The sequence below is a fragment of the Pseudomonas sp. 57B-090624 genome (assembly GCF_003234055.1).
Taxonomy (GTDB): domain Bacteria; phylum Pseudomonadota; class Gammaproteobacteria; order Pseudomonadales; family Pseudomonadaceae; genus Metapseudomonas; species Metapseudomonas tohonis.
In genome coordinates this window covers 1-20,180 of the sequence record NZ_QKRU01000053.1, presented here as the reverse complement: position 1 = coordinate 20,180, position 20,180 = coordinate 1, and the positions used below count along the sequence as shown (strand labels likewise).

Genomic DNA, 20,180 nt, shown 5'->3' with positions numbered 1-20,180 from the left:
CGCCGCATGACCTGCACCTTCCTCCGCGCCGCCATCCTCGGCCTCGGCGCCCTCTGCTCGGCCACCGCCTTCGCGCGGGTCGAGGTGGAGGCCGTCCAGCACACCTCCGGCCCGATGCTGGTGGCCAAGGTGTCCGAAGACATCGCCCCCGGTGACTACGACACGCTGATGAAGGGCGTGCTCGGCAATCCCGGCACGTTCGTGCGCAAGATCGTCCTGCTGGACAGCATCGGCGGCAGCGTGCCTGAAGCCATCCGCATGGGCCGCCTGCTGCGCGAGACCGGCTTCGACGCGCTGGTGCCGTCCACCGGCCTGTGCCAGGGCACCTGCGTCTACCTGCTGGCCGCCGGGCGCGGCAAGATCGTCAGCGGCTCGGTGGGCCTGCACCGCCCCTACTACGCCCATGGCGATTCCTCCCGCGACGAGGCGCTGTACAAGGGCGTGCGCTACAACGCTGCCGCCTACTTCAAGGAAATGAACATCCCGCCCAGCCTGCTGGAGGACATGCAGCGCACCGACCCCCGGCAGATGCGCGTGCTCTCGGCGGCGGAGCTGGCGCGCTACCGCCTCTCCGGGAAATAGCACTGCGCCCGCCGACCAGACGCCCTGTCGGCGGGGGTTCCAGAGCGTCGGGCTTGCTGTATAAAAGCCATGGGCCATCACGCAGTCGCCGGAACACGCCGCCATGAAAGACGAAGTCGAAACCACCAACGCGGTCTACAAGACGCTGCTGGAATCCACCAGGGCGATCCCCTGGAAGATCGACTGGAAGACCATGAACTTCGCCTACATCGGCCCGCAGATCGAAGCGCTGCTGGGCTGGAGCCCGTCCAGCTGGATCAGCGTCAATGACTGGGCCGAACGCATGCACCCCGAGGACCGCGACGCCGTGGTCGCCTTCTGCGTCTCCCAGTCCCAGGCCGGCACCGATCACGAGGCCGACTACCGCGCCCTTACCGCCGCCGGCGACTACGTGTGGATCCGCGATGTGGTGCATGTGATGCGCGACGAGGCCGGCGAGGTGCAAGCGCTGATCGGCTTCATGTTCGACATCAGCGAGCGCAAGCACGCCGAGCAGAAGCTGGTGGAGCTGCAGAAGCAGCTGGAAGAGTTCTCCTACAAGGATGGCCTGACCGGCGTGGCCAACCGGCGCATGGTCGACTCGACCCTGGACGTGGAGTGGGCCAACGCCCAGCGCACCCAGCAGCCGCTGTCGCTGATCCTCCTCGATATCGACTACTTCAAGCAGTACAACGACCACTACGGCCACATCCAGGGCGACGATTGCCTGAAGAGCGTCGGCCAGGCGCTGAGCGAGGCCGCCAACCGCCCGCGTGACCTCGTCGGGCGCTTCGGAGGCGAGGAATTCGTCCTGATCCTCCCGGAAACCGATGCCGACGCCGCCCGCCAGGTGGCCGAGCGCTGCCGCCGCCTGCTTCGCGAGCGCTGCATCCCCCACGAGAAATCCGGGGTCGCCTCGCTGCTCACCGTCAGCCTCGGCGTCGGCACCATCATCCCCACCCAGCACGACCAGGCGCTTGCCTTCGTCGAATCCGTCGATCGCCTGCTGTACCGGGCCAAGCAGGGCGGCCGCAACCGCTTCGAAGCCGGCCAGTGGACTGACACCGAGGCCCGGCAGGAGCAGGGCGGAACAGCCTGAACGGCTGCGCTGCCTGCCATTCCCGGGCTACCTCAAGCACGGCCTTGAGCGCTGCGTAGGGTGGAGGTCGCTCTTTACCTCCACCAGCGGTGTCCCTCCGACGCAGCGGCGCTCGCCTATTTCGCGAATGAATTCCCACGACGATAGGTCGAGGCAAGGAGTGGCCCCGTAGGGCGGGTGCAACCCGCGTGTGGCGCGGTGCCTGGATCAACGGGTTTCACCCGACCTACGCCCTGGGCGAATGAATTCGCCCCTACAACCTTGGCGGGGCCTTTATGCGTCCACCGCCACTTCCACCGCCTCGCCGTTGAGCCGTGCCGGCCACACCCGCAGGCGCTGTTCGGGGTATTCCACGCAGCTGCCGTCCTCCAGGCGGAAGTGCTGCTTGTACAGCGGCGAGGCGATCACCAGTTCGCCCTTGATGTGGCCGAGCAGGCCGCGGCCGATGACGTTGGCGCCGGATTTCGGGTCGCGGTTCTCGATGGCGTAGAGGCGCTCGCCGTCCTCCGCCCCGGGCAGCAGGAAGAGGGCGACCTGGGCGCCGTCGAGCCAGGCGACGACGCCGGAGTTGGCGACCAGGTCGCGGGCCGCGCAGAGCGTGCGCCAGGTGGGCTGGGGAGTGGTTCGCAGGGCGCGGGTCTGGCTCATTGGTGCACCTCCTCGGTGACGGGGATCAGGTGGAGTTCGCTGGCGGTCGCCGGCCGGCGCTGGCCGCGTTCGCGGACGAAGTGGATGTCGGGGTCGCCGCGCCGGTCGTTGACGAAGGTGCGGAAGCGCTTGAGCTTCTCCGGGTCCTTCAGGGCATTGGCCCATTCGCATTCGTAGCGGTCGACCACCTGCTGCATCTGCGCCTCCAGCTCGGCGCCCAGGCCCAGGCTGTCGTCGAGGATCACCGCCTTGAGGTAGTCCAGCCCGCCCTCCAGGCTCTCGCGCCACACCGAGGTGCGCTGCAGCTTGTCGGCGGTGCGCACGTAGAACATCAGGAAGCGGTCGATGGCGCGCACCAGGGCCTCGTCGTCGAGGTCGGTGGCCAGCAGCTCGGCATGGCGCGGGCGCATGCCGCCGTTGCCGCAGACGTAAAGGTTCCAGCCCTTGTCGGTGGCGATCACGCCGACGTCCTTGCTCTGCGCCTCGGCGCATTCACGGGTGCAGCCGGAGACGGCGAACTTGATCTTGTGCGGCGAGCGCAGGCCCTTGTAGCGGTTCTCCAGGTGCAGGGCCATGGCCACGCTGTCCTGCACCCCGTAGCGGCACCAGGTGCTGCCGACGCAGGATTTGACCGTGCGCAGGGACTTGCCGTAGGCATGCCCGGTCTCGAAGCCGGCCTCGATCAGCTCGCCCCAGATAGCCGGCAGCTCGTGCAGCTGGGCGCCGAACAGGTCGATGCGCTGGCCGCCGGTGATCTTGGTGTACAGATCGTACTTCTTCGCCACCTGGCCGAGGACGATGAGCTTGTCCGGGGTGATCTCGCCGCCGGCGATGCGCGGCACGATGGAGTAGGTGCCGTTCTTCTGCATGTTGGCCATGAAGGTGTCGTTGGTGTCCTGCAGCGGCACCAGCAGCGGGTCGGTGATCGACTGGTTCCAGCAGGACGCCAGGATCGAGGCCACCGCCGGCTTGCAGATGTCGCAGCCGGTGTGGCCACGGCCATGGCGTGCCAGCAGTTCCTCGAAGCTCTGGATGCCTTCCACCCGCACCATCGCGTAGAGCGCCTGGCGGGTGTGGGCGAAGTGTTCGCACAGGCTCGTGTCGACGGCCACGCCGCGGGCGCTCAGTTCGTGCTCGAAGACCTGCTTGAGCAGGGCGGCGCAGCCCCCGCAGCCGGTGGCGGCCTTGGTCTGCGCCTTGAGTTCGCCCAGGTCGGTGCAGCCTTCGTCCACCGCGCAGCACACCGCGCCCTTGCTGACGTTGTGGCACGAGCAGATCGTCGCGCTGGCGGGCAGGGCGTCGACGCCCAGGGCCGGCGCGCCGTCGGAGAGCGGCAGGATCAGGCCGGACGGGTCCCGGGGCGGCTCGATGCCGTTCTGCACGTACTGCAGCAGGGTGTCGTAGTAGCTGTTGTCGCCCACCAGCACCGCCCCCAGCACCCGCTTGCCGTCGGCGGACACCACCAGGCGCCGGTAGCTGGCGCTGGCTTCGTCGATGAAGCGGTAGCTGCGCGCACCGGGCGTGGCGGCGTGGGCATCGCCGATGGAGCCGACGTCCACGCCCAGCAGCTTGAGCTTGGTGGACATGTCGGCGCCGCTGAAGGGCTCGTGGGGCTGGCCGGCCAGCAGCGCGGCGAGGTTGCGCGCCATGGCGTAGCCGGGGGCGACCAGGCCGAAGACGCTACCGTTCCAGGAGGCGCACTCGCCGATGGCGAAGATCGCCGGGTCGCTGGTGCGGCAGTCTTCGTCGATCACCACGCCGCCGCGCGGGGCGATCTCCAGGCCGGCAGCGCGACCGAGGGCGTCCTGCGGGCGGATACCGGCGGAGAAGACGATCAGGTCGGTCTCGAGGAATTCGCCGTCGTTGAACCGCATGCGGTAGGCGTATTCCTCGCCGGGGACGATCTCCTGGGTGGCGCGGGCCAGGTGCACACCCACCCCAAGGGCCTCGATGCGGGCACGCAGGGCGGCGCCGCCGTCGGCATCCAGTTGCACCGGCATCAGCCGTGGGGCGAACTCCACCACCTGGGCTTCCAGGCCCAGTGACTTCAGCGCGTTGGCCGCCTCCAGGCCGAGCAGGCCGCCGCCTACCACCACGCCACGGCGGGCGCTGGCGGCGGCCTCGCGGATGCCGTCGAGATCGTCGAGGGTGCGGTAGACCAGGCGCGAGCGGCCCTCGGCCCCGGGGATCGGCGGCACGAAGGGGTAGGAGCCGGTGGCCAGCACCAGGCGATCGTAGGGCTGGCGGCCTTCGGCGGTGATCACTTCGCGGCGTTGGCGGTCGATCTCCAGCACCTGCACGCCCAGGTGCAGGTGCACGCCGTGGCGGGCGTACAGGCCGGGTTCGCCGAGGCCCAGGGCCTCGGCGTCCTTGCCGGTGAAGTATTCGGAAAGGTGCACGCGGTCGTAGGCGCGCTGGCGCTCCTCGCCGTAGACATGCACCTGGTAGCGCCCCAGGGCGCCACGTTCGATCAACTGCTCCACGCAGTGGTGACCGACCATGCCGTTGCCGATGACGACCAGGATCTCGCTTTTGATCGGGGTGACGATGGCGTTCATGAGCCTTCCTCTGTCGAAGCCGCTGCCAGGGCCTGCGGAAAAAAATGCAAAAAAAAACGCCTGGAACCGTCGAGCGGCTCCAGGCGCCTTTGCCTGGTATTGGTGGGTGTCGGGGAGGGCCGTACGGGCTCCGTTGCCCTGGCCATCCGTCCCGCTGTGCTGGGTCATCGGCGACCGTGCGGGAGGCCCCGGTGGAGAAATCCAACGGAGCCGATCAGGGAAAAGCAGGTTGCATGCCAGGTGCGTGAAGGGGCGGTGGCGGGGCGGGCGCGGCCCTTGCGGGGCAAGGCATGCGGCGCGGATGTGGCGCTTGCCCGCGCGGTGGAATCAGGCGGCGGCCGTGGCGGTCGGCTGAACCATGATGGGGCGCTGGGGCGCGCCGTTCCCTGTTTTGGAGCGGCGCACCGGGGCGGTCAGTTGAGCAGGTCGGGGTCGAGCATGTCGCACTCGAAGCTCAGCCAGCCGCCTTCGACGCCGGCGTCGCCGCCGGTGATCGGGCCGTAGTAGGTGAGGCCGATGTCCAGGGTGATGCAGACGTGGGTCGGCTCGTCCGGGGCCGCCAGCTGGCCCTTGAAGTGCACCTTCATCACGCCCGGGGAGACGGTCTCCAGGCCGATGTCCACGCGGGGGTTGTCCACCGCCTCGGCTTCGCGGCCGAAGTGTTCGGCGCTGACGGTCAGGGTGGCGGTGTCTTGGTACATGCAAGGTCTCCAGTGATAGGCGCGCGCCCGGGGGCGAAAGGCCGCCAGGGTAATCCAGCGTCGGGGGCGCGACCATCGTCGGATGAAAAAAACGATCCGCGCGTCAGATGGGCCGAACCCCCGCCGCCGTCGCCTCTCGAACCCTCTACAGCCACAGAGGAGACGCGTCATGACCCAACAGGACGAAACCGATCCCACGAACCGGCTCCGGCGTGACTCGCCCGGCGACGCGCGCGGCCTGCCGGGCTACCCGAAAGAGCGTGACGGCGAACGCCTGCGGCGCCAGATGGGCGACGAGCTGGGCTTCGACCCCGACTCCCCCGACCTCGCCGACCCGCAGATCGACCCGCCCGGGCCGCCGCAGGCCCCTACCGACGGTGCCCACCCGGCCAGGCCACGCGCCCCCGGCAAGCAGTACCCGCCCTACGATTGACGCTCCGGGCCGGTGAGCGTGGTCGACGACCCTTTCGCTCGCGGCCCGCCCCACTGCGCCTGCGCACCGCCCTTGCGCTGTTCCGATGGGCTTCTAGTCTGTTGCTTTCCGGAGTTTCACCAGCACAAGGAGCGATATGTCATGCCGGATTACTACGATGAAGATGGAAACAAACACACCCTGTCGGACTGGCCCGGTACCTCGTACAAGGCCCAGGTGATCAATAACGCCTACAGAACGGGCAATTTCTTCGTGGAGTCGGTGCGGGGCCAGCAGCTCGTGTTCTTTCGCTGCGCCTGGTGCGGCTACCCCGTCTCGTCCTCGGGGGTCGAGGGCGATCACGTGGTCAATCAGCAAGTGGGGCGGGCGCCGAAACGAAAGAGCCTGGGCAAGCACGACATCGACTACAAGGAAATCCGGGGCTTGTTCGAGGATGCCGAGAGTTGGGAAAACGCCGACGGCAGCGCCTGGAACCTGGTGTTGTCCTGCTCCGAGTGCAATGGCGGCTCCCGCAACCGCAAGCGCAGGGCGACCCGCAGCACCTATCGCGGTGATCGTGATACCCAGGGCCCCCAGGGCGGCAGCGGTATCGGCGTCGCCTAGAGAGGCAACGCGCATTGGTCACCAAACGCAGCCCCGTAGCCCGGGCTACGGGGCGGTGAGCGCTTCGCGAGCAGGGCTCGCTCCTACGTCGGAGCCCGGGGCGGGCGCCGTGCCCTGCCTTACATGCCCAGCGGCGCATTGGTCGCCACGCGCAGGGCCAGGCCTTCGTAGGCGTCCAGCTCCAGGTGCAGTTCGCCCTGTTCGGTGAGGTCGCCCTCCAGGCGCTCGTTGATCATGTCCACCACCGGCCCCGGCGGGACATCGGGCAGCACGATGACCTCACTGAGCGGCTCGGCGCCGAAGTTCAGCGCGGTGACCTGGATGCCACGCCCGGCGGGCAGCTCGTGGACCATGACCAGCAGTGCCGGGTGCTGCGTCGCGGGAATCAGGATCTGCCGGCTGGAGGCCACGCCATAGGCGCGCCGCACCGCCAGCATGCGCCGCGCCTGGGCGGCGAAGGAGTCCGGGTCCTTGAGCTGTTCCACCAGGCTGCCGTACAGGCTGCGCGCCCTGGGCATGCCTTCGCTGGAAAGCGTCGCCTCGGGCGCCAGGTCCGCCAGGTCGTAGGCGCCGCGGTGGATCCAGCGCGTGTCGCCGTCGGCCAGCAGCGGCTCCACCTGTTCGGGCGCCAGCGGCAGGGCGCCCACCAGGTCCCAGCCGGAGAGGGCGACGATGCCCGGCTGCATGGCGTTGAACATCAGCAGCAACAGGTGCGCCTGGCGGATGCGTGCGATGTCCGCCTCGGTGATGGCGTCGAGATCACGGATGCCGAGGGCGGCGGTGATGATGCTCACCGTGGTGCAGGACACGCCGTTGGTGACGAACTTGAGGTTGTAGGGCGCGTCCTTGCCGGCCAGGCGCTCGTACATCTCGGCGCGGATGTGCTCGCGGAGGATGTTGCCCGGCAGGCTCTGGCCCTTGAAGACATAGGTGTCGTTGGCGTGCAGGGTCCAGAAATGCACCAGCTCCAGGGTCAGCTCGTCGTGGTTCTGCAGGGCGTGGATCAGCGAGGCCGGGTCGATGCCGAAGGCGTGCATCTGGTTGAGCATCAGGCGCAGGAACTCGGTGTCGCCGGTGAGCAGGGCGTGCTGGTAGGCCGGACGGGTGATGAAGTCGTAGGAGAGGTCGGCGCCGCCCTGGGACATGGCGGCGATGTCGTCCAGGGTCAGGTTCAGCTCCTGGAAGCTGAAGCCGCCGGCCTTGCGGATCATGCCGCCGAGCAGCTGGTTGCCGGTGACCGACAGCGGGTGGCTCTCCGACCAGGCGTTGCCCTGGGCGCGCCGCTCGACGCCGAGGAAGCCGTTGGCGTCCAGGCGCAGCACGCGGGCGCCGAGCACGTCGATGGAGTGCAGCGCGTCGCCGATGATCAGTTGCTGCGCGGCGAAGGTCGGGTCCAGCCAGTTCAAGGACGGCTGGCCTTCCTTGAAGTAATGCAGGTAGACCCAGCGCCGCAGCTTGCCGTCCACGCCACGCACGGGCGCCGTGGCGCTCCAGTCGGTCTCCTTGACCCCGGGCTCGAAGAAGATCACCCGCTGCAACTGGCCCACCAGGTAGTGGCGGTCGCGCAGGGCGTCCACCGTTTCCGGCGGCAGGTTCACCGCGTCGCGGCCCTCGGGCACCTCCGGCAGCAGCGGCCAGTCGGCCTCCTGGATCTCCACCATGTGGTAGATGCCGGGGTAGTCCCCGTAGGCCATCTCCGCCAGGCGGAAGTCGGCGCCCTTGCCGGTGTGGGCGGGGATGCTGTCGTCGATGGTCACCGCGTTGTGCGCGGCGGCCACGCGGCTGAGGTGGACCTGCTGCTCGTCGGTGCCGAAACGCGGGTCGATGTCCAGGCCGATGCGGTCGAAATTGCCGTCCACGGTCGGTGTGTAGTCACGCCCGCGCAACCCGCCGGAGCGCTTCAGCGGCCCGGTGTGGATGCCCTGGATGCCGAGGTCGGAGAAGGCCGCCCAGAGGCGCTCGTCGCCCAGCGCCTCGAGCACCGAGCCGCCCTCGGCGGTGATGATCGAGGCGGGATACACGGTGACCCACACCGAGGCCACGGCGGTGACGCTGCGCGGCCGGGTCTGCGCATAGGGGTGTTGCCACAGGCGCGGCTGGCCGGCGTAGAGGCGCGCCCGCTGGCGCGCGGCTTCGAGCATGGAGTGTTCGACCAGCCAGGTGACCTGGTCGCTGTCGGGGATGGGCATCGTTCGCTCCCTGGGTGGTGGGCCACCGGGAACGGGCCGGCAGCGCTTCCCTTGTTGAGAGCGATGGAGCGCGGGCTTTGTTCAGGTGATCTCAGACCACGCCCTGGCGGCGCAGCAGCTCCAGCACCTGCACCAGGCTCGGCAGCACGTCCAGGCACAGGGAGCGGGTCGCCTCGGGCGGCTGGCGCAGGTCCGGCACCATCAGCGTCGGCACCCCGGCGGCGTGGGCGGCGGCGACGCCGGGGATGGAGTCCTCGATGGCCAGGCAGGCGCCGGGGTGGCGCTCGATATGCCGGGCGGCGAGCAGGTACAGGGCCGGGTCGGGCTTGCCCAGGGGCACGTCGTCACGGGTGGCGATGGCGTCGAAGTAATGGGCGATGCCCCCCAGCTCCAGGTGCTCCTCGGCGGTCTCGCGGCCCGAGGAGGTGGCGATCGCCATGGGCCGGCCGCTGGCGCGCATGGCCTCCAGCAGCGGCACCACGCCTTCCTTGAGCGGCAGGCCGTTCTCCATGATCCGCGCCTTGTGGGCGAAGTAGGCGGCGCCGAAATCCTTGAGCGGGAAGTCCTCGCCGTAGTGGTCGAACAGGCGCTGGCGATAGGCCGGCCAGTCGATGCCCACCAACGCCTCGCACAGCTCGGCGGCGCCCACCAGGCCGAGGGTCTCGATGGCCGCCACGGTGCTCGCCAGGTTGATGCTCTCGGTGTCGACCAGGGTGCCGTCCAGGTCGAGCAGGAAACCTTCGATGCGTGACGCGTCCATTGCTTCTCCCCCGTTGACTGCTGCAGGACGGGCGACAGAATCGCATTCGCGGGCGGGCTGCGCCAAGGGGGAAGGGCAGGGGCGGCGCTGATCTTGACCCCGGACCGATGCCCGGCGCCGGCCTGTTTTTCGCGAATGAATTCGCTCCTGCGATCGGGGCTGGGGCCGGGCTTGGGTGCCACGCATGGCCACGCTTGGTGGACCGGTGGAGCGTGGTCCACCCTACGACGGTGCGGCTTCCGGGCGCGTGCGTATCTGGCGGGTAGGGTGGATGACGCTCTTTTCATCCACCGATCGGAGCCGATCTTGACCCCGGACCGATGCCCGGGCGCCGGCCTGTTTTTCGCGAATGAATTCGCTCCTGTGATTGGGGGCTGGGTGCCAGGCCCGGCCTCGCCTGGTGGACCGGTGGAGCGGGGTCCACCCTACGGACGGTGCGGTTTCCGGGCGCGTGCATATCCGGTGCGGGTCGGGTGGATGACGCTTTTTTCATCCACCGATCGGAGCTGATCTTGACCCCGGACCGATGCCCGGGCGCCGGCCTGTTTTTCGCGAATGAATTCGCTCCTGTGATTGGGGGCTGGGTGCCAGGCCCGGCCTCGCCTGGTGGACCGGTGGAGCGGGGTCCACCCTACGGACGGTGCGGTTTCCGGGCGCGTGCATATCCGGTGCGGGTCGGGTGGATGACGCTCTTTTCATCCACCGATCGGAGCTGGTCTTGAGCCCGGACCGATGCCCGGGTGCCGGCCTGTTTTTCGCGAATGAATTCGCTCCTGTGATTGGGGGCTGGGTGCCAGGCCCGGCCTCGCCTGGTGGACCGGTGGAGCGGGGTCCACCCTACGGACGGTGCGGCTTCCGGGCGCGTGCATATCCGGTGCGGGTCGGGTGGATGACGCTCTTTTCATCCACCGATCGGAGCTGATCTTGAGCCCGGACCGATGCCCGGGTGCCGGCCTGTTTTTCGCGAATGAATTCGCTCCTGTGATTGGGGGCTGGGTGCCAGGCACGGCCTCGCCTGGTGGACCGGTGGAGCGTGGTCCACCCCACGACGGTGGGGCTTTCGGGCGCGTGCATATCCGGCGTGGGTCGGGTGGATGACGCTTTTTTCATCCACCAGGCGGGGTCGATTGAAACCCCGGGCCGAAGCCCGGGCTACGGGCCATCCACCGGCACGGATCGGCCGTAGGTCGACGGTGGCTTTCTAGCCCTCCAGCGCGGCGAAGTAGCGGGCCGGCGGCATGCCCAGGGCCTTCTTGAACATGGTGATGAACGCACTCACCGATTCATAGCCAAGATCGCCCGAGACCTGCTGCACCGTGGCGCCGCCGGCCAGCAGGCGCAGGGCCACCAGCAGGTGCAGCTGCTGGCGCCAGCGGCCGAAGCTGAGGCCGGTTTCCTTCTGCACCAGGCGCGCCAGGCTGCGTTCGCTCATGGCCACGCGCGCGGCCCATTGCGCCAGGGTGCTGCGATCGGCCGGGTCGTCGGCCAGGGCGGTGGCGATGAGGCGGATGCGCGGGTCGTCGGAGACCGGCAGCAGGTGCCGCTCGCGGGGCATGCGTGCCAGTTCGGCGAGGAGGAAGCGCACCAGGTGGTCGGTGGCGCTGCCGGGCTCGTAGTCCCAGGGCAGCTCGGCCAGGTGGCGGATGCCCTCGCGCAGCAGCGCCGTGATGCTCAGGGTGCAGCACTCGTCCGGCAGGTCCGCGCAGCCGGGCTCGATGAAGAGGAACCAGATGTGCGCGTTGGCGGTGGCACGGTTGCTGTGGGGCGTGCCGCCAGGCAGCCAGATGGCGCATTGCGGCGGCACCATCAGCAGGGCGTTGGGCACCTCGCAGGTGACGCCGCCGCGCAGCGCGATGATCAGCTGGCCCTTGCGGTGGCTGTGCATGGGTACTTCGCTGCGGCTGTCGGAGATGTCGACTTTCATCGCCACGGCAGGGCGGTGGGAGAGGTCCGGGTCGATGCTGAGGGCGCGTTCCAGGGACATGGTGAATCTGGCCGGATTTGCAAATCGATCGGCAATATATCCAGATTCAGCCGATGCGTGTAGGCCGTAACGTAGCGGCCCACTCCTCTTCGGCCCGTTTCCATGTCCACCCGCACCCTGACCGCCTCGGTCGCCCGACCCGCCTTGCTGATCCTCGGCATCCTGCTCATCGCCGCCAACCTGCGCGCGCCCGTCACCGGCGTGGCGCCGCTGCTGGGGCTGATCCAGCCGGCGTTCGGCCTGTCCAACGCCGAGGCCGGCATCCTCACCACGCTGCCGCTGCTGGCCTTCGCGCTGATCTCGCCGTTCTCCGCCATGCTGGCGCGGGAATACGGCCTGGAACCCACGCTGTTCGGCGCGTTGATCCTGATCGCCGGCGGCATCGTCATGCGCTCGCTGGGGCCGGTCTGGTGCCTGTACCTCGGCACCTGGGTGATCGGCTCGGGCATCGCCGTCGGCAACGTGCTGCTGCCGAGCCTGCTCAAGCGCGATTTCCCCCGCAGCATCGCCAGCCTCACCGGCGCCTATGCGGTGACCATGGGCGTCGCCGCGGCCCTGGCCTCCATGGTCGCGGTGCCCCTGGCCCAGGCGGCCGAGAGCGGCTGGCGCCTGGCGCTGGGCGCGGTGATCGTCCTGCCGCTGCTGGCGATGGTGGCCTGGAGCCCGCAGCTGGGCCAGCACAGCGCGCCGGCCCAGGGCACGCCGGGGCCGCTGCATGGCGGGCGCGTCTGGCATTCGGCGCTGGCCTGGCAGATCACCCTGTTCATGGGCATCAACTCCTTCCTCTACTACGTGCTGGTGGGCTGGCTGCCGTCGATCATGGCCAGTGCCGGCTACTCACCGGCCGAGGCGGGTACCGCCCATGGCCTGCTGCAGCTGGCCTCGGCGCTGCCGGGGCTGGTGCTGGCGCCGCTGGTCAACCGCATGAAGGACCAGCGCTTCATCGCCCTGGCCATGGCGCTGCTGGCGGGTGTCGGGCTGCTCGGCCTGATGCTGGCGCCGGGCTGGTCGATCCTCTGGGCCATGCTCTTCGGCGCCGGGGCGGGGGCGGTGATCATCCTCGGCCTGACCTTCATCAGCCTGCGCGCCGGCAACCCCCAGCAGGCCGCCGCGCTCTCCGGCATGGTGCAGTGCGTGGGCTACCTGCTGGCCGCCTTCGGCCCGCCGCTGATGGGCCGCCTGCACGACGCCGCCGGCGGCTGGGGCCTGGCGCTGGCCCTGTGCCTGGCGCTGTCCCTGGCCATGGCGGTGGCCGGCTGGCTGGCGGGCAGGGCGCGGCAGATCGGCTAGTTCCACGCCCTTGCTCTGCTAGGCGTCGGCGAGGATCAGGTCGGCGCCTTTCTCCGCCACCATCATCACCGCGGCATTGGTGTTGCCCGAGGTGACGTTGGGGAAGATCGAGGCATCGACGATGCGCAGCCCTTCGACGCCATGCACCCGCAGCCGCGCGTCCACCACCGAGGTGCGCGGGTCGGCGCCCATCGCACAGGACCCGCACAGGTGGTAGATGGAGCCGGAGTTCTCGCGGAAGTACCGCAGCATGGCCTCGTCGTCGTCCACCGCAGGGCCGGGCAGCACTTCCTCCACCGTGATCGCCTTGAGCGCCGGGGCGGCCATGATCCTGCGGATCAGCCGGCTGCCCTGGATGGCTTCGTCGATGTCCTTTTGCGTGCTCAGGTAGTTGGGGCGGATCAGCGCCGCGTCGGTGGGGTCCTTCGAGGCGATCTCGATGCTGCCCCGGCTGGTGGGGCGGCACGGGTTGAAGCACAGCAGGAAGCCTGAATAGGGCTCGGGCTTGAGGCTGGCCTTGTTGTTCCTGGGTATCTGGTACGACAGCGGGTTGAAATAGAGCTGCAGGTTCGGGTGCGGCTGGTGCGCGTCGCCACGGAAGAATCCACCGGCCTGGTTCACGCTCATCGACAGCGCGCCCTTGCGCGTCAGCAGGTACTGGATGCCCAGCTTCACCTGGCCCAGCAGCGAGCTCAGCTCGTCGTTGAGGGTGGGCACCCTGGCCTTGTAGTAGTAGCTGACGCAGAGGTGGTCCTGCAGGTTGCGGCCCACGGCTGGCAGGTCGTGCACCAGGGGGATGCCGTGGCGGGCCAGCAGCTCGCGGTCGGCGACGCCCGAGAGCTGCAGCAGCTTGGGCGTGTCCACCGCGCCGGCCGCCAGGATCACCTCCTTGCCTGCGCTGAAGCTGCGCTCCACGCCGTGCTGGCTGACCACCACGCCGGTGGCCCGGCCCCGGGCGTCGAACAGCAGGCGCTGGGCCAGGGCGTGGTGCTCGATGGCCAGGTTCGGCCGGCCCAGCACCGGGTGCAGGTAGGCGAAGCTGCTGGAGCAGCGCTGGCCGTTGCGGGTGTTGACGTCGTAGAGCCCGGCGCCCTCGAAGTCGGCCCCGTTGAAGTCTTCGCTGCGCCCGTAGCCCAGTTGCTGGCAGCCTTCGATGAAGGTGTCGCAGATGGGGTGGGTGTGGCCCTTCATGGGGCTGATGTGGATGGGGCCGTCGGCGCCGTGGTAGGCGGTGTCGCCCAGGGGGTGGCTTTCCAGCTTGCGGAAGTAGGGCAGCACGTCCTTGAACGACCAGCCGTCGTTGCCGCCCGCCGCCCAGTCGTCGAAGTCGTGGGGCTGGCCGCGCACGTAGATCATCGCGTTGATCGAGCCGGAACCGCCCTGCACCTTGCCGCGCGGGGCATAGATGCGGCGGCCGGCGAGCTGCTTCTCGGGCTCGCTGTAGTACATCCAGTTGTAGGTGGGGTTGTAGTACATCTTGGCGAAGCCCACCGGCACCTTGAACCAGGGGGAACTGTCCTTGCCGCCGGCTTCCAGCAGCAGCACCGAGTGCTCGCCGGAGGCGCTGAGGCGGTTGGCGAGGATGCAGCCGGCGGAGCCGGCGCCGACGATGATGTAGTCGTACTTCATGGATCGATTACCGCGTTGTCCGTTGGGTGCCCCGCTGGGGGGGGCGTGAATGCGTGGTCAGCCCCTGGCCGGCGCGGTGTCGCGCACGTCAACCGGGTCCGGGGCCATCTGCAGGTGCAGGCGCTGCCCGTGATAGGGCGAGTGGGCGCGCACCACGTCCATGTCCAGCTCGACGCCCAGGCCCGGCTCGCGGGACGGGATGATGTAGCCGTCCTCCAGCTGCAGCGGCCGCTTCAGCACCTGGGCGTGGAAGCCGCCCCAGGTCTCGATGCTTTCCTGGATCAGGAAGTTCGGCGTGCAGGCGGCCAGCTGGAAGCTGGCGGCGGCGCCGATGGGGCCGTTGTAGAGATGCGGGGCGATCTGCGCGTAGTAGGCCTCGGCCAGGCTGGCGATCTTCTTCGCCTCCAGCAGGCCGCCGCAGCGGCCGAGGTTCATCTGCAGGATGGAGGCGCCACCGGCGGCCAGCAGCTTGTGGAACTCGTACTTGGTGGTCAGCCGCTCGCCGGCGGCGATGGGGATGGAGGTCTTCGCCGCCACCTGGCCCATGGCGGCTTCCTGGCCCGGCGGGATGGGTTCCTCGAACCACAGCGGGTCGTACTTCTCCAGGCGCTGGGCGAGGCGGATGGCCGAGGAGGGCACCATCTGCCCATGGGTGCCGAACAGCAGGTCGCAGCGGTTGCCCACCGCTTCGCGGATCTTCCGGCAGAAGGTCTCGCAGCGGTCCATCACCTCCAGCGACAGCTGGTGCCCGGAGAACGCCGTGTAGGGCCCGGCGGGGTCGAACTTCAGGGCGGTGAAGCCCAGCTCCATGTTCTTCACCGCGCATTCGGCGGCGAGGTCCGGGTCGTCGTAGTCGTACTCGCCCCTGGCGTTCACCGGGTAGAGGTAGGTGTAGGCGCGCAGGCGCTCGTTCACCAGGCCGCCGAGGAGCTCGTACACCGGCTTGCCGGCGGCCTTGCCGATGATGTCCCAGCAGGCCATTTCCAGGCCCGAGACGACGCCCATCATGGTCAGGTCCGGGCGCTGGGTGAAGCCGCTGGAGTAGGCGCGGCGGAAGAAACGCTCGATGTGGTGCGGGTCCTGCTCCAGCAGGTAGCGGGCGAACACATCCTCGATCACCGGCACCATGGCCTGGGGGCCGAAGGTGGCGGCGTAGACCTCGCCGACGCCCTCGATGCCGCAGTCGGTCTTGAGCTTCACGAACAGCCAGTACATGCCGCCGATGTGGGGCGGGGGAACGGCGACGACGTGGGTTTCCAGGGAGACGATCTTCATGGGCGGTTGCCTGCCTTGCGGTCGATGCGTTTTTTCAGGGTGAATGCGGCCAGCACGCCGAGGGCGCCGATGGCGGCGATGTAGCCGAAATAGATCCGGTAGCCGGGGAAGCCGGGGAAGGCGTCGGCGATCCAGCCGTTGATCAGCGGGATGAACACGTCCGGGGAGTAGCCCACCACCGAGATGATGCCGATGGCCAGGCCGGTGATGCGCAGGGGAATGTGGCAGCTGTCGAGGATGGCCCAGTAGAGGCCGCGTATGGCATAGGTGAGCAGGCCGATGAACAGCACCAGCACCACCAGCACGGCGAGGTTGTGCAGGGCGGGCAGGAGGATCAGGCCGAGCATGCCCAGGGTGGCCAGGGCCAGGGCTGCGATCAGCACCGAGATGGTGGAGAAGCGGTCGCCCAGGTAGCCGCCGCCGATGCCGCCGATGGGGCGCATCCACAGCTTGATGGTGGTGATGGTGCCGGCCATCACGGCGCTGAGGCCGAAGCCGCCTTCCTGCAGGTAGGCGGAGAAGCTGTAGGTGGCCCAGAAGATGTGGTAGCCGCAGAAGACGATGGCGGCCACCAGCCACAGTTCGGGAATGCGTGCCAGGGTGCGCAGGTCCTGCAGCAGGTTGTTGGCTTGGCGCTCCGCCGGGTCGCGGCCGGCACCTTTCGGGTCCTTCACCCCCAGCATCAGCACGCCGAGCAGGATGCAGGTGCAGGCGTAGAGGTAGATGACGTGGGTGAAGCCGACCTGGGTCGATTGCCCCCGGGTCTCGGTGGCGTAGGCGAACAGGGCGATGGCCACCGTAGCCAGCAGCGCTTCCACCAGGCCGCGGCCGCCGTCGAGGATGCCGAAGAAGCGGCCCTGCTCGTCGGTGCGGGCGATCATCTTCACCCGCTTGAGCACCGAGGCCCAGAAGGTCAGCCCGGTGCTGATGCCCCAGCCGGCATAGATCACCAGCAGGCTGTCGAAGCCGGGGGCGGTGGAGTACCAGAGCGCCAGCAGGCCGGTGGCCACCAGGGAGAAGCTGATCAGCAGGCGCGGCGGCAGGCGGTCGGCGAGCCAGCCGCTGGGCAGGTAGCTGACCAGGAACAGGGTGCCGAGCATGGAGTAGAGGTAGCCCAGTTCGGTGTTGCTGATGGCGAACACCTCCAGCATGGTGCTCTGGTACACCTGGCGCAGGTAGAGCACGGGGTAGATGGCGCCGGCGGCGAGCACCAGCAGGATCAGCTGGATATAGCGTTGGGCCTTGCCGTTCTCCCCGGTTCCGGGGGCGGCGTCGATCTGGGCAGCGGTTCTGGACATCGAGGCATCCTCGGGCACGCGCCGGGCGCGCACCTCAATCATTGTTCTTGTTGGTATGCCCCGCACGGCTGCGCCGTGCAGGGGGGGCAGCCGTGGATCAGTACTTCATCACCACCAGGCGGGTCTGGGTGAACTCGAGCATGCCGTGCTTGCCGTCGTCACCGCCGAGGCCGGAACGCTTCCAGCCGGCGTGGTAGCCCTGGTAGGGGTCGGCCGGGGTGCGGTTGATGTAGAGCTCGCCGGCCTCGATGGCGTTGGCCACCTTCATGGCGCTGCGGTAGTCCTCGGTGTAGAGCACCGAGGCCAGGCCGAACTGGTGGTCGTTGGCCAGGGCGATGGCCTCGTCCAGGTCCTGGTAGGCGAGCACCGGGAGGATGGGGCCGAAGCTTTCCTCGCGGACGATCTCCATGGCCTGGCGGCAGCCGCTGAGCAGGGTGGCGGGGTAGAAGTGGCCGGGCCCTTGCGGCAGCACGCCGCCGGTCTCCAGCACCGCGCCCTCGGCCTGGGCGCGCTGCACCAGGGCGTGGATATGCTCGCGGGCGGCGGCATTGACCAGCGGGCCCATGCACGTCGGGTCCTCGGCGCGGTCGCCGCTGCGCACGGCGGCCATCTTCTCCTTCAGCAGGGCGAGGAAGCGGTCGTGCACGCCGGCCTGCACGTAGACCCGTTCGATGGCCGTGCACAGCTGGCCGCAGTGGGTGGTCTTGGAACGCACCAGGTCGGTGGCGGCCTTCTCCAGGTCGGCGTCGGCGGCGATGATCGCCGGCGTCTTGCCGCCCAGTTCCAGGGAGGGCTTGGCGATGTTGGCCTTGCAGTACTCCAGCACCGTGCGCCCGGCGTTGACGCTGCCGGTGAGGGTGATCATGCCCACCGCCGGGTGGGTGCACAGGGCGCCGGCGGTGGCATGGTCCATGGTCAGCAGGTTGAACACCCCGTCCGGCAGCCCGGCACGCTGGGCGGCGCGGGCGATGGCGAAGGCCGACAGCGGCGTGTTGTTGCTCGGGCGCACCACCACCGTGTTGCCGGCGATCAGCGCAGGCGCCACTTTGCGCAACAGGGTGTAGACCGGGTAGTTGAAGGGGATCAGGCAGGCCACCACGCCGATGGGCTCGCGCTGCAGCAGCAGGGTCTCGTCCGGGGTGTCGCTGGGGATCACTTCCCCCTCGATGCGCCGCGCCCATTCGGCGTGGTAGCGGGTGATGTCGGCGGCGTAGCGCGCCTCGTTGCCGACGTCTTCCAGGCTCTTGCCGGATTCGGCCGCCAGCGCCGCGCCTATGGCCTCGGCATCGGCCACCAGGGCATCGGCGAAGCGTCGCAGGTGCTCGGCGCGCTCGATGCTGGTGAGGCGGCTCCAGCGCTTCTGCGCGGCGGCGGCCATGTCCACCGCGTGCAGCGCTTCGGCGGCGGTGGCTGAAGGTACCTGGCCGATCAGCGCCTCGGTGGCGGGGTTGTGCACGGCGATGGTCGCATCGCTCTCGGGTTCGACGAACTGGCCGCCGACGAATATCTGCTCGTGTCGCATGGTTCTCTACCTTGTTGCGCGGATGGCGCCCGGCACGGGGCCGGGCGCCGCTCTCTCAGAAAATTTCCAGGGGGTACTGGGTGATGATCCGGACCTGGTCCACGTCGCCATCGGCCTGGGCGGCGTTGGCACGGTGGATGGTCTGCTGCACGGTGATGGAGAGGTCCTTGGCCGGGCCGTTCTGCACCACGTACTTGACCTCGACGTCCCGTTCCCAGTGGCGGCCGCCGTCGCCCAGGCGCGCGTAGTAGGCATAGGCGCCGTTGGGGTCGACCCTGGAGTTGTCGATGCCGGTGCCGCGCAGGTAGCGGGTCATCAGGCTCAGGCCCGGCACGCCGAAGGGGGCCAGGTCGAGGTCGTAGCGCACCTGCCAGGAGCGCTCGTTGGGCGAGTTGAAGTCCGAATAGAGCACCGAGTTGGCCAGGTAGATGGAGTCGCCATCGCCCAGGTAGTCGAACGGCTGGTCACCGTCGATGCGCTGGTGGGCGAGCATGAAGCTGTGGGCGCCGATGCTCAGGCGCGCGTAGGCGCTCCAGCTGTCGGTATCGATCTCGCCGGCACGGGCGCTGCCCTGGTCGCGGGTGCGGTAGAGGTTGGCGCCCAGGGCCAGGGCGCTGTCGTCATCGAGGGTGAAGCGGCGGGCCAGGCTCAGGTAGGTCTGGCTCCACACGTCCTCGTAGCGCGCCTGGTAGAGGCTCAGCAGGGTGCCGTCGGGGGCGTCGTAGTCGCCGCCGAAGTAGCTGGCGGATTCATAGGCGGTGCCACCGTACTCGGTGCTCATCTCGCCGTCGTGGTTGCTGCTGGCCTTGTTGCGTGCCGCGTGCAGGTGGCCGCCCTGCAGGCTCAGGCCGTCGATGCTCCGGTTCTCCAGCGAGACGCCGCGGAAGCTCTGCGGCAGCAGGCGGCCGTCGCCACGCTGGAACACCGGGGTGACGGGGAACAGGTCGCCCAGCTTCAGCTCGGTGTCGAAGGCGCGCAGCTTGAGCGCGGCGCCGGCGGCGGCGTAGTCGTCCTCGGCATGGTTGCGGCTGTCCAGCGGCAGCAGGTTGGTGCCGGCGGTGCCGCCACCGCTGTCGAGCTTCAGCCCCAGCAGGGCGTGGGCATCGAGGCCGACGCCGACCGTGCCGGCGGTGTAGCCGGAGCTGTAGAAGCCCTGGAAGCCCTGGGCCCATTCCTCGCGATAGCTCTGCCGGCGGCCGTTGAACAGGCCGTCCCCCCGGGAGCGGAAATCGCGGTTGAAGTAGAAGTTGCGGTTGATCAGCTTCAGCGAGCTGCCTTCGATGAAGCCCTCGGGGGCCTTCTCCTCGGCCGTGGCGAGCAGCGGCAGGCCGCAGAGCAGGAGGGTGAGGGTGGGGAGCCTGGGCAGTAAGCGGGCAGGGTGGGGCACGTTGACGTCCTCGATTGTTGTTGTGTGTGAGGTCGCGCCATGTTGGTTGCCGCCCGGTTGTCGGACAAACGATTAAATTCGGAGCTGATCATTCGAAAAACGCATGTTAGTGGTCATGAGGTTTAGTCATGGCCCCTTGAGTTTTCCTGGCTACCGGCCGCCGCCCGGGCGGTGCTAGAAATCGCCGCAGCTGGTTCGACCGGCACCGCTCCTCCAACAACAACAACGAGCACCGCACCCATG

16 protein-coding genes are annotated in these 20,180 nt (G+C 68.9%); 5 read left to right on the top strand and 11 right to left on the bottom strand.

Annotated features, from left to right (window positions below):
- Positions 1-6: 6 nt before the first annotated feature.
- On the top strand, positions 7-582 hold the full coding sequence (locus DMX10_RS22590; RefSeq protein ID WP_111263181.1) for a hypothetical protein: 576 nt from the start codon (positions 7-9) through the stop codon (positions 580-582).
- Between the two features lie 103 nt (positions 583-685).
- Positions 686-1,660, top strand: a complete 975-nt coding sequence (locus DMX10_RS22585) for a sensor domain-containing diguanylate cyclase (protein WP_111263180.1) — start codon at positions 686-688, stop codon at positions 1,658-1,660.
- A 273-nt stretch (positions 1,661-1,933) separates the two neighbouring features.
- Here the strand turns inward: DMX10_RS22585 and nirD are convergent, their stop codons facing one another.
- The 3 genes from nirD to DMX10_RS22570 all read right to left on the bottom strand — a co-directional run bounded on the left by nirD (position 1,934) and on the right by DMX10_RS22570 (position 5,567).
- Positions 1,934-2,308: a nitrite reductase small subunit NirD gene (nirD, locus tag DMX10_RS22580; RefSeq protein WP_111263179.1), complete on the bottom strand. Its 375-nt coding sequence runs from the start codon at positions 2,306-2,308 to the stop codon at positions 1,934-1,936.
- Entirely contained in the window at positions 2,305-4,866 is a 2,562-nt protein-coding gene (nirB, locus tag DMX10_RS22575) for a nitrite reductase large subunit NirB (RefSeq protein ID WP_111263178.1), read from the bottom strand. Before nirB ends, nirD begins: the two co-directional genes overlap by 4 nt.
- A gap of 413 nt (positions 4,867-5,279) precedes the next feature.
- Positions 5,280-5,567, bottom strand: coding sequence for a hypothetical protein (locus DMX10_RS22570; RefSeq protein WP_111263177.1), 288 nt, complete (start codon positions 5,565-5,567; stop codon positions 5,280-5,282).
- A gap of 169 nt (positions 5,568-5,736) precedes the next feature.
- On the opposite strand from DMX10_RS22570, the gene DMX10_RS33710 reads away from it, so the two are divergent.
- Positions 5,737-6,000, top strand: coding sequence for a DUF6021 family protein (locus DMX10_RS33710; protein WP_111263176.1), 264 nt, complete (start codon positions 5,737-5,739; stop codon positions 5,998-6,000).
- Positions 6,001-6,141: 141 nt separating this feature from the next.
- Complete coding sequence (locus DMX10_RS22560; protein WP_111263175.1) at positions 6,142-6,603, top strand: HNH endonuclease; 462 nt, start codon at positions 6,142-6,144, stop codon at positions 6,601-6,603.
- A 119-nt stretch (positions 6,604-6,722) separates the two neighbouring features.
- Here the strand turns inward: DMX10_RS22560 and treS are convergent, their stop codons facing one another.
- The 3 genes from treS to DMX10_RS22545 form a co-directional block, all read right to left on the bottom strand.
- A complete protein-coding gene (gene treS, locus DMX10_RS22555; RefSeq protein ID WP_111263174.1) occupies positions 6,723-8,792 on the bottom strand; it encodes a maltose alpha-D-glucosyltransferase in 2,070 nt (689 codons plus the stop codon).
- Between the two features lie 91 nt (positions 8,793-8,883).
- The gene (locus DMX10_RS22550; protein WP_111263173.1) at positions 8,884-9,552 is read right to left on the bottom strand and encodes an HAD family phosphatase; all 669 of its coding nucleotides are present in this window, start codon (positions 9,550-9,552) and stop codon (positions 8,884-8,886) included.
- Positions 9,553-10,753: 1,201 nt separating this feature from the next.
- A complete protein-coding gene (locus DMX10_RS22545; RefSeq protein ID WP_111263172.1) occupies positions 10,754-11,536 on the bottom strand; it encodes a helix-turn-helix domain-containing protein in 783 nt (260 codons plus the stop codon).
- A gap of 102 nt (positions 11,537-11,638) precedes the next feature.
- On the opposite strand from DMX10_RS22545, the gene DMX10_RS22540 reads away from it, so the two are divergent.
- Complete coding sequence (locus tag DMX10_RS22540; protein WP_111263171.1) at positions 11,639-12,826, top strand: MFS transporter; 1,188 nt, start codon at positions 11,639-11,641, stop codon at positions 12,824-12,826.
- A gap of 18 nt (positions 12,827-12,844) precedes the next feature.
- Here the strand turns inward: DMX10_RS22540 and DMX10_RS22535 are convergent, their stop codons facing one another.
- From DMX10_RS22535 to DMX10_RS22515, 5 genes are all read right to left on the bottom strand, one after another.
- Entirely contained in the window at positions 12,845-14,455 is a 1,611-nt protein-coding gene (locus tag DMX10_RS22535) for a GMC family oxidoreductase (protein WP_111263170.1), read from the bottom strand.
- Positions 14,456-14,512: 57 nt separating this feature from the next.
- Positions 14,513-15,730 carry a mandelate racemase/muconate lactonizing enzyme family protein gene (locus DMX10_RS22530; RefSeq protein WP_111263169.1) on the bottom strand — a complete coding sequence of 406 codons (1,218 nt, stop codon included), beginning with the start codon at positions 15,728-15,730 and terminating at the stop codon, positions 14,513-14,515.
- A complete protein-coding gene (locus DMX10_RS22525; protein ID WP_111263204.1) occupies positions 15,727-17,028 on the bottom strand; it encodes a nitrate/nitrite transporter in 1,302 nt (433 codons plus the stop codon). Before DMX10_RS22525 ends, DMX10_RS22530 begins: the two co-directional genes overlap by 4 nt.
- Before the next feature lie 97 nt (positions 17,029-17,125).
- Positions 17,126-18,550: an aldehyde dehydrogenase gene (aldA, locus tag DMX10_RS22520; protein WP_111263168.1), complete on the bottom strand. Its 1,425-nt coding sequence runs from the start codon at positions 18,548-18,550 to the stop codon at positions 17,126-17,128.
- A 55-nt stretch (positions 18,551-18,605) separates the two neighbouring features.
- Positions 18,606-19,916: an OprD family porin gene (locus DMX10_RS22515; RefSeq protein ID WP_111263203.1), complete on the bottom strand. Its 1,311-nt coding sequence runs from the start codon at positions 19,914-19,916 to the stop codon at positions 18,606-18,608.
- Positions 19,917-20,180 lie beyond the last annotated feature (264 nt).

Excerpts from the sequence above, each read along its gene's own strand:
- DMX10_RS22590 (WP_111263181.1), top strand. The coding sequence starts at position 7 with ATGACCTGCACCTTCCTCCGCGCCGCCATCCTCGGCCTCGGCGCCCTC.
- DMX10_RS22585 (WP_111263180.1), top strand. The coding sequence starts at position 686 with ATGAAAGACGAAGTCGAAACCACCAACGCGGTCTACAAGACGCTGCTG.
- nirD (WP_111263179.1), bottom strand. The coding sequence starts at position 2,308 with ATGAGCCAGACCCGCGCCCTGCGAACCACTCCCCAGCCCACCTGGCGC.
- nirB (WP_111263178.1), bottom strand. The coding sequence starts at position 4,866 with ATGAACGCCATCGTCACCCCGATCAAAAGCGAGATCCTGGTCGTCATC.
- DMX10_RS22570 (WP_111263177.1), bottom strand. The coding sequence starts at position 5,567 with ATGTACCAAGACACCGCCACCCTGACCGTCAGCGCCGAACACTTCGGC.
- DMX10_RS33710 (WP_111263176.1), top strand. The coding sequence starts at position 5,737 with ATGACCCAACAGGACGAAACCGATCCCACGAACCGGCTCCGGCGTGAC.
- DMX10_RS22560 (WP_111263175.1), top strand. The coding sequence starts at position 6,142 with ATGCCGGATTACTACGATGAAGATGGAAACAAACACACCCTGTCGGAC.
- treS (WP_111263174.1), bottom strand. The coding sequence starts at position 8,792 with ATGCCCATCCCCGACAGCGACCAGGTCACCTGGCTGGTCGAACACTCC.
- DMX10_RS22550 (WP_111263173.1), bottom strand. The coding sequence starts at position 9,552 with ATGGACGCGTCACGCATCGAAGGTTTCCTGCTCGACCTGGACGGCACC.
- DMX10_RS22545 (WP_111263172.1), bottom strand. The coding sequence starts at position 11,536 with ATGTCCCTGGAACGCGCCCTCAGCATCGACCCGGACCTCTCCCACCGC.
- DMX10_RS22540 (WP_111263171.1), top strand. The coding sequence starts at position 11,639 with ATGTCCACCCGCACCCTGACCGCCTCGGTCGCCCGACCCGCCTTGCTG.
- DMX10_RS22535 (WP_111263170.1), bottom strand. The coding sequence starts at position 14,455 with ATGAAGTACGACTACATCATCGTCGGCGCCGGCTCCGCCGGCTGCATC.
- DMX10_RS22530 (WP_111263169.1), bottom strand. The coding sequence starts at position 15,730 with ATGAAGATCGTCTCCCTGGAAACCCACGTCGTCGCCGTTCCCCCGCCC.
- DMX10_RS22525 (WP_111263204.1), bottom strand. The coding sequence starts at position 17,028 with ATGTCCAGAACCGCTGCCCAGATCGACGCCGCCCCCGGAACCGGGGAG.
- aldA (WP_111263168.1), bottom strand. The coding sequence starts at position 18,550 with ATGCGACACGAGCAGATATTCGTCGGCGGCCAGTTCGTCGAACCCGAG.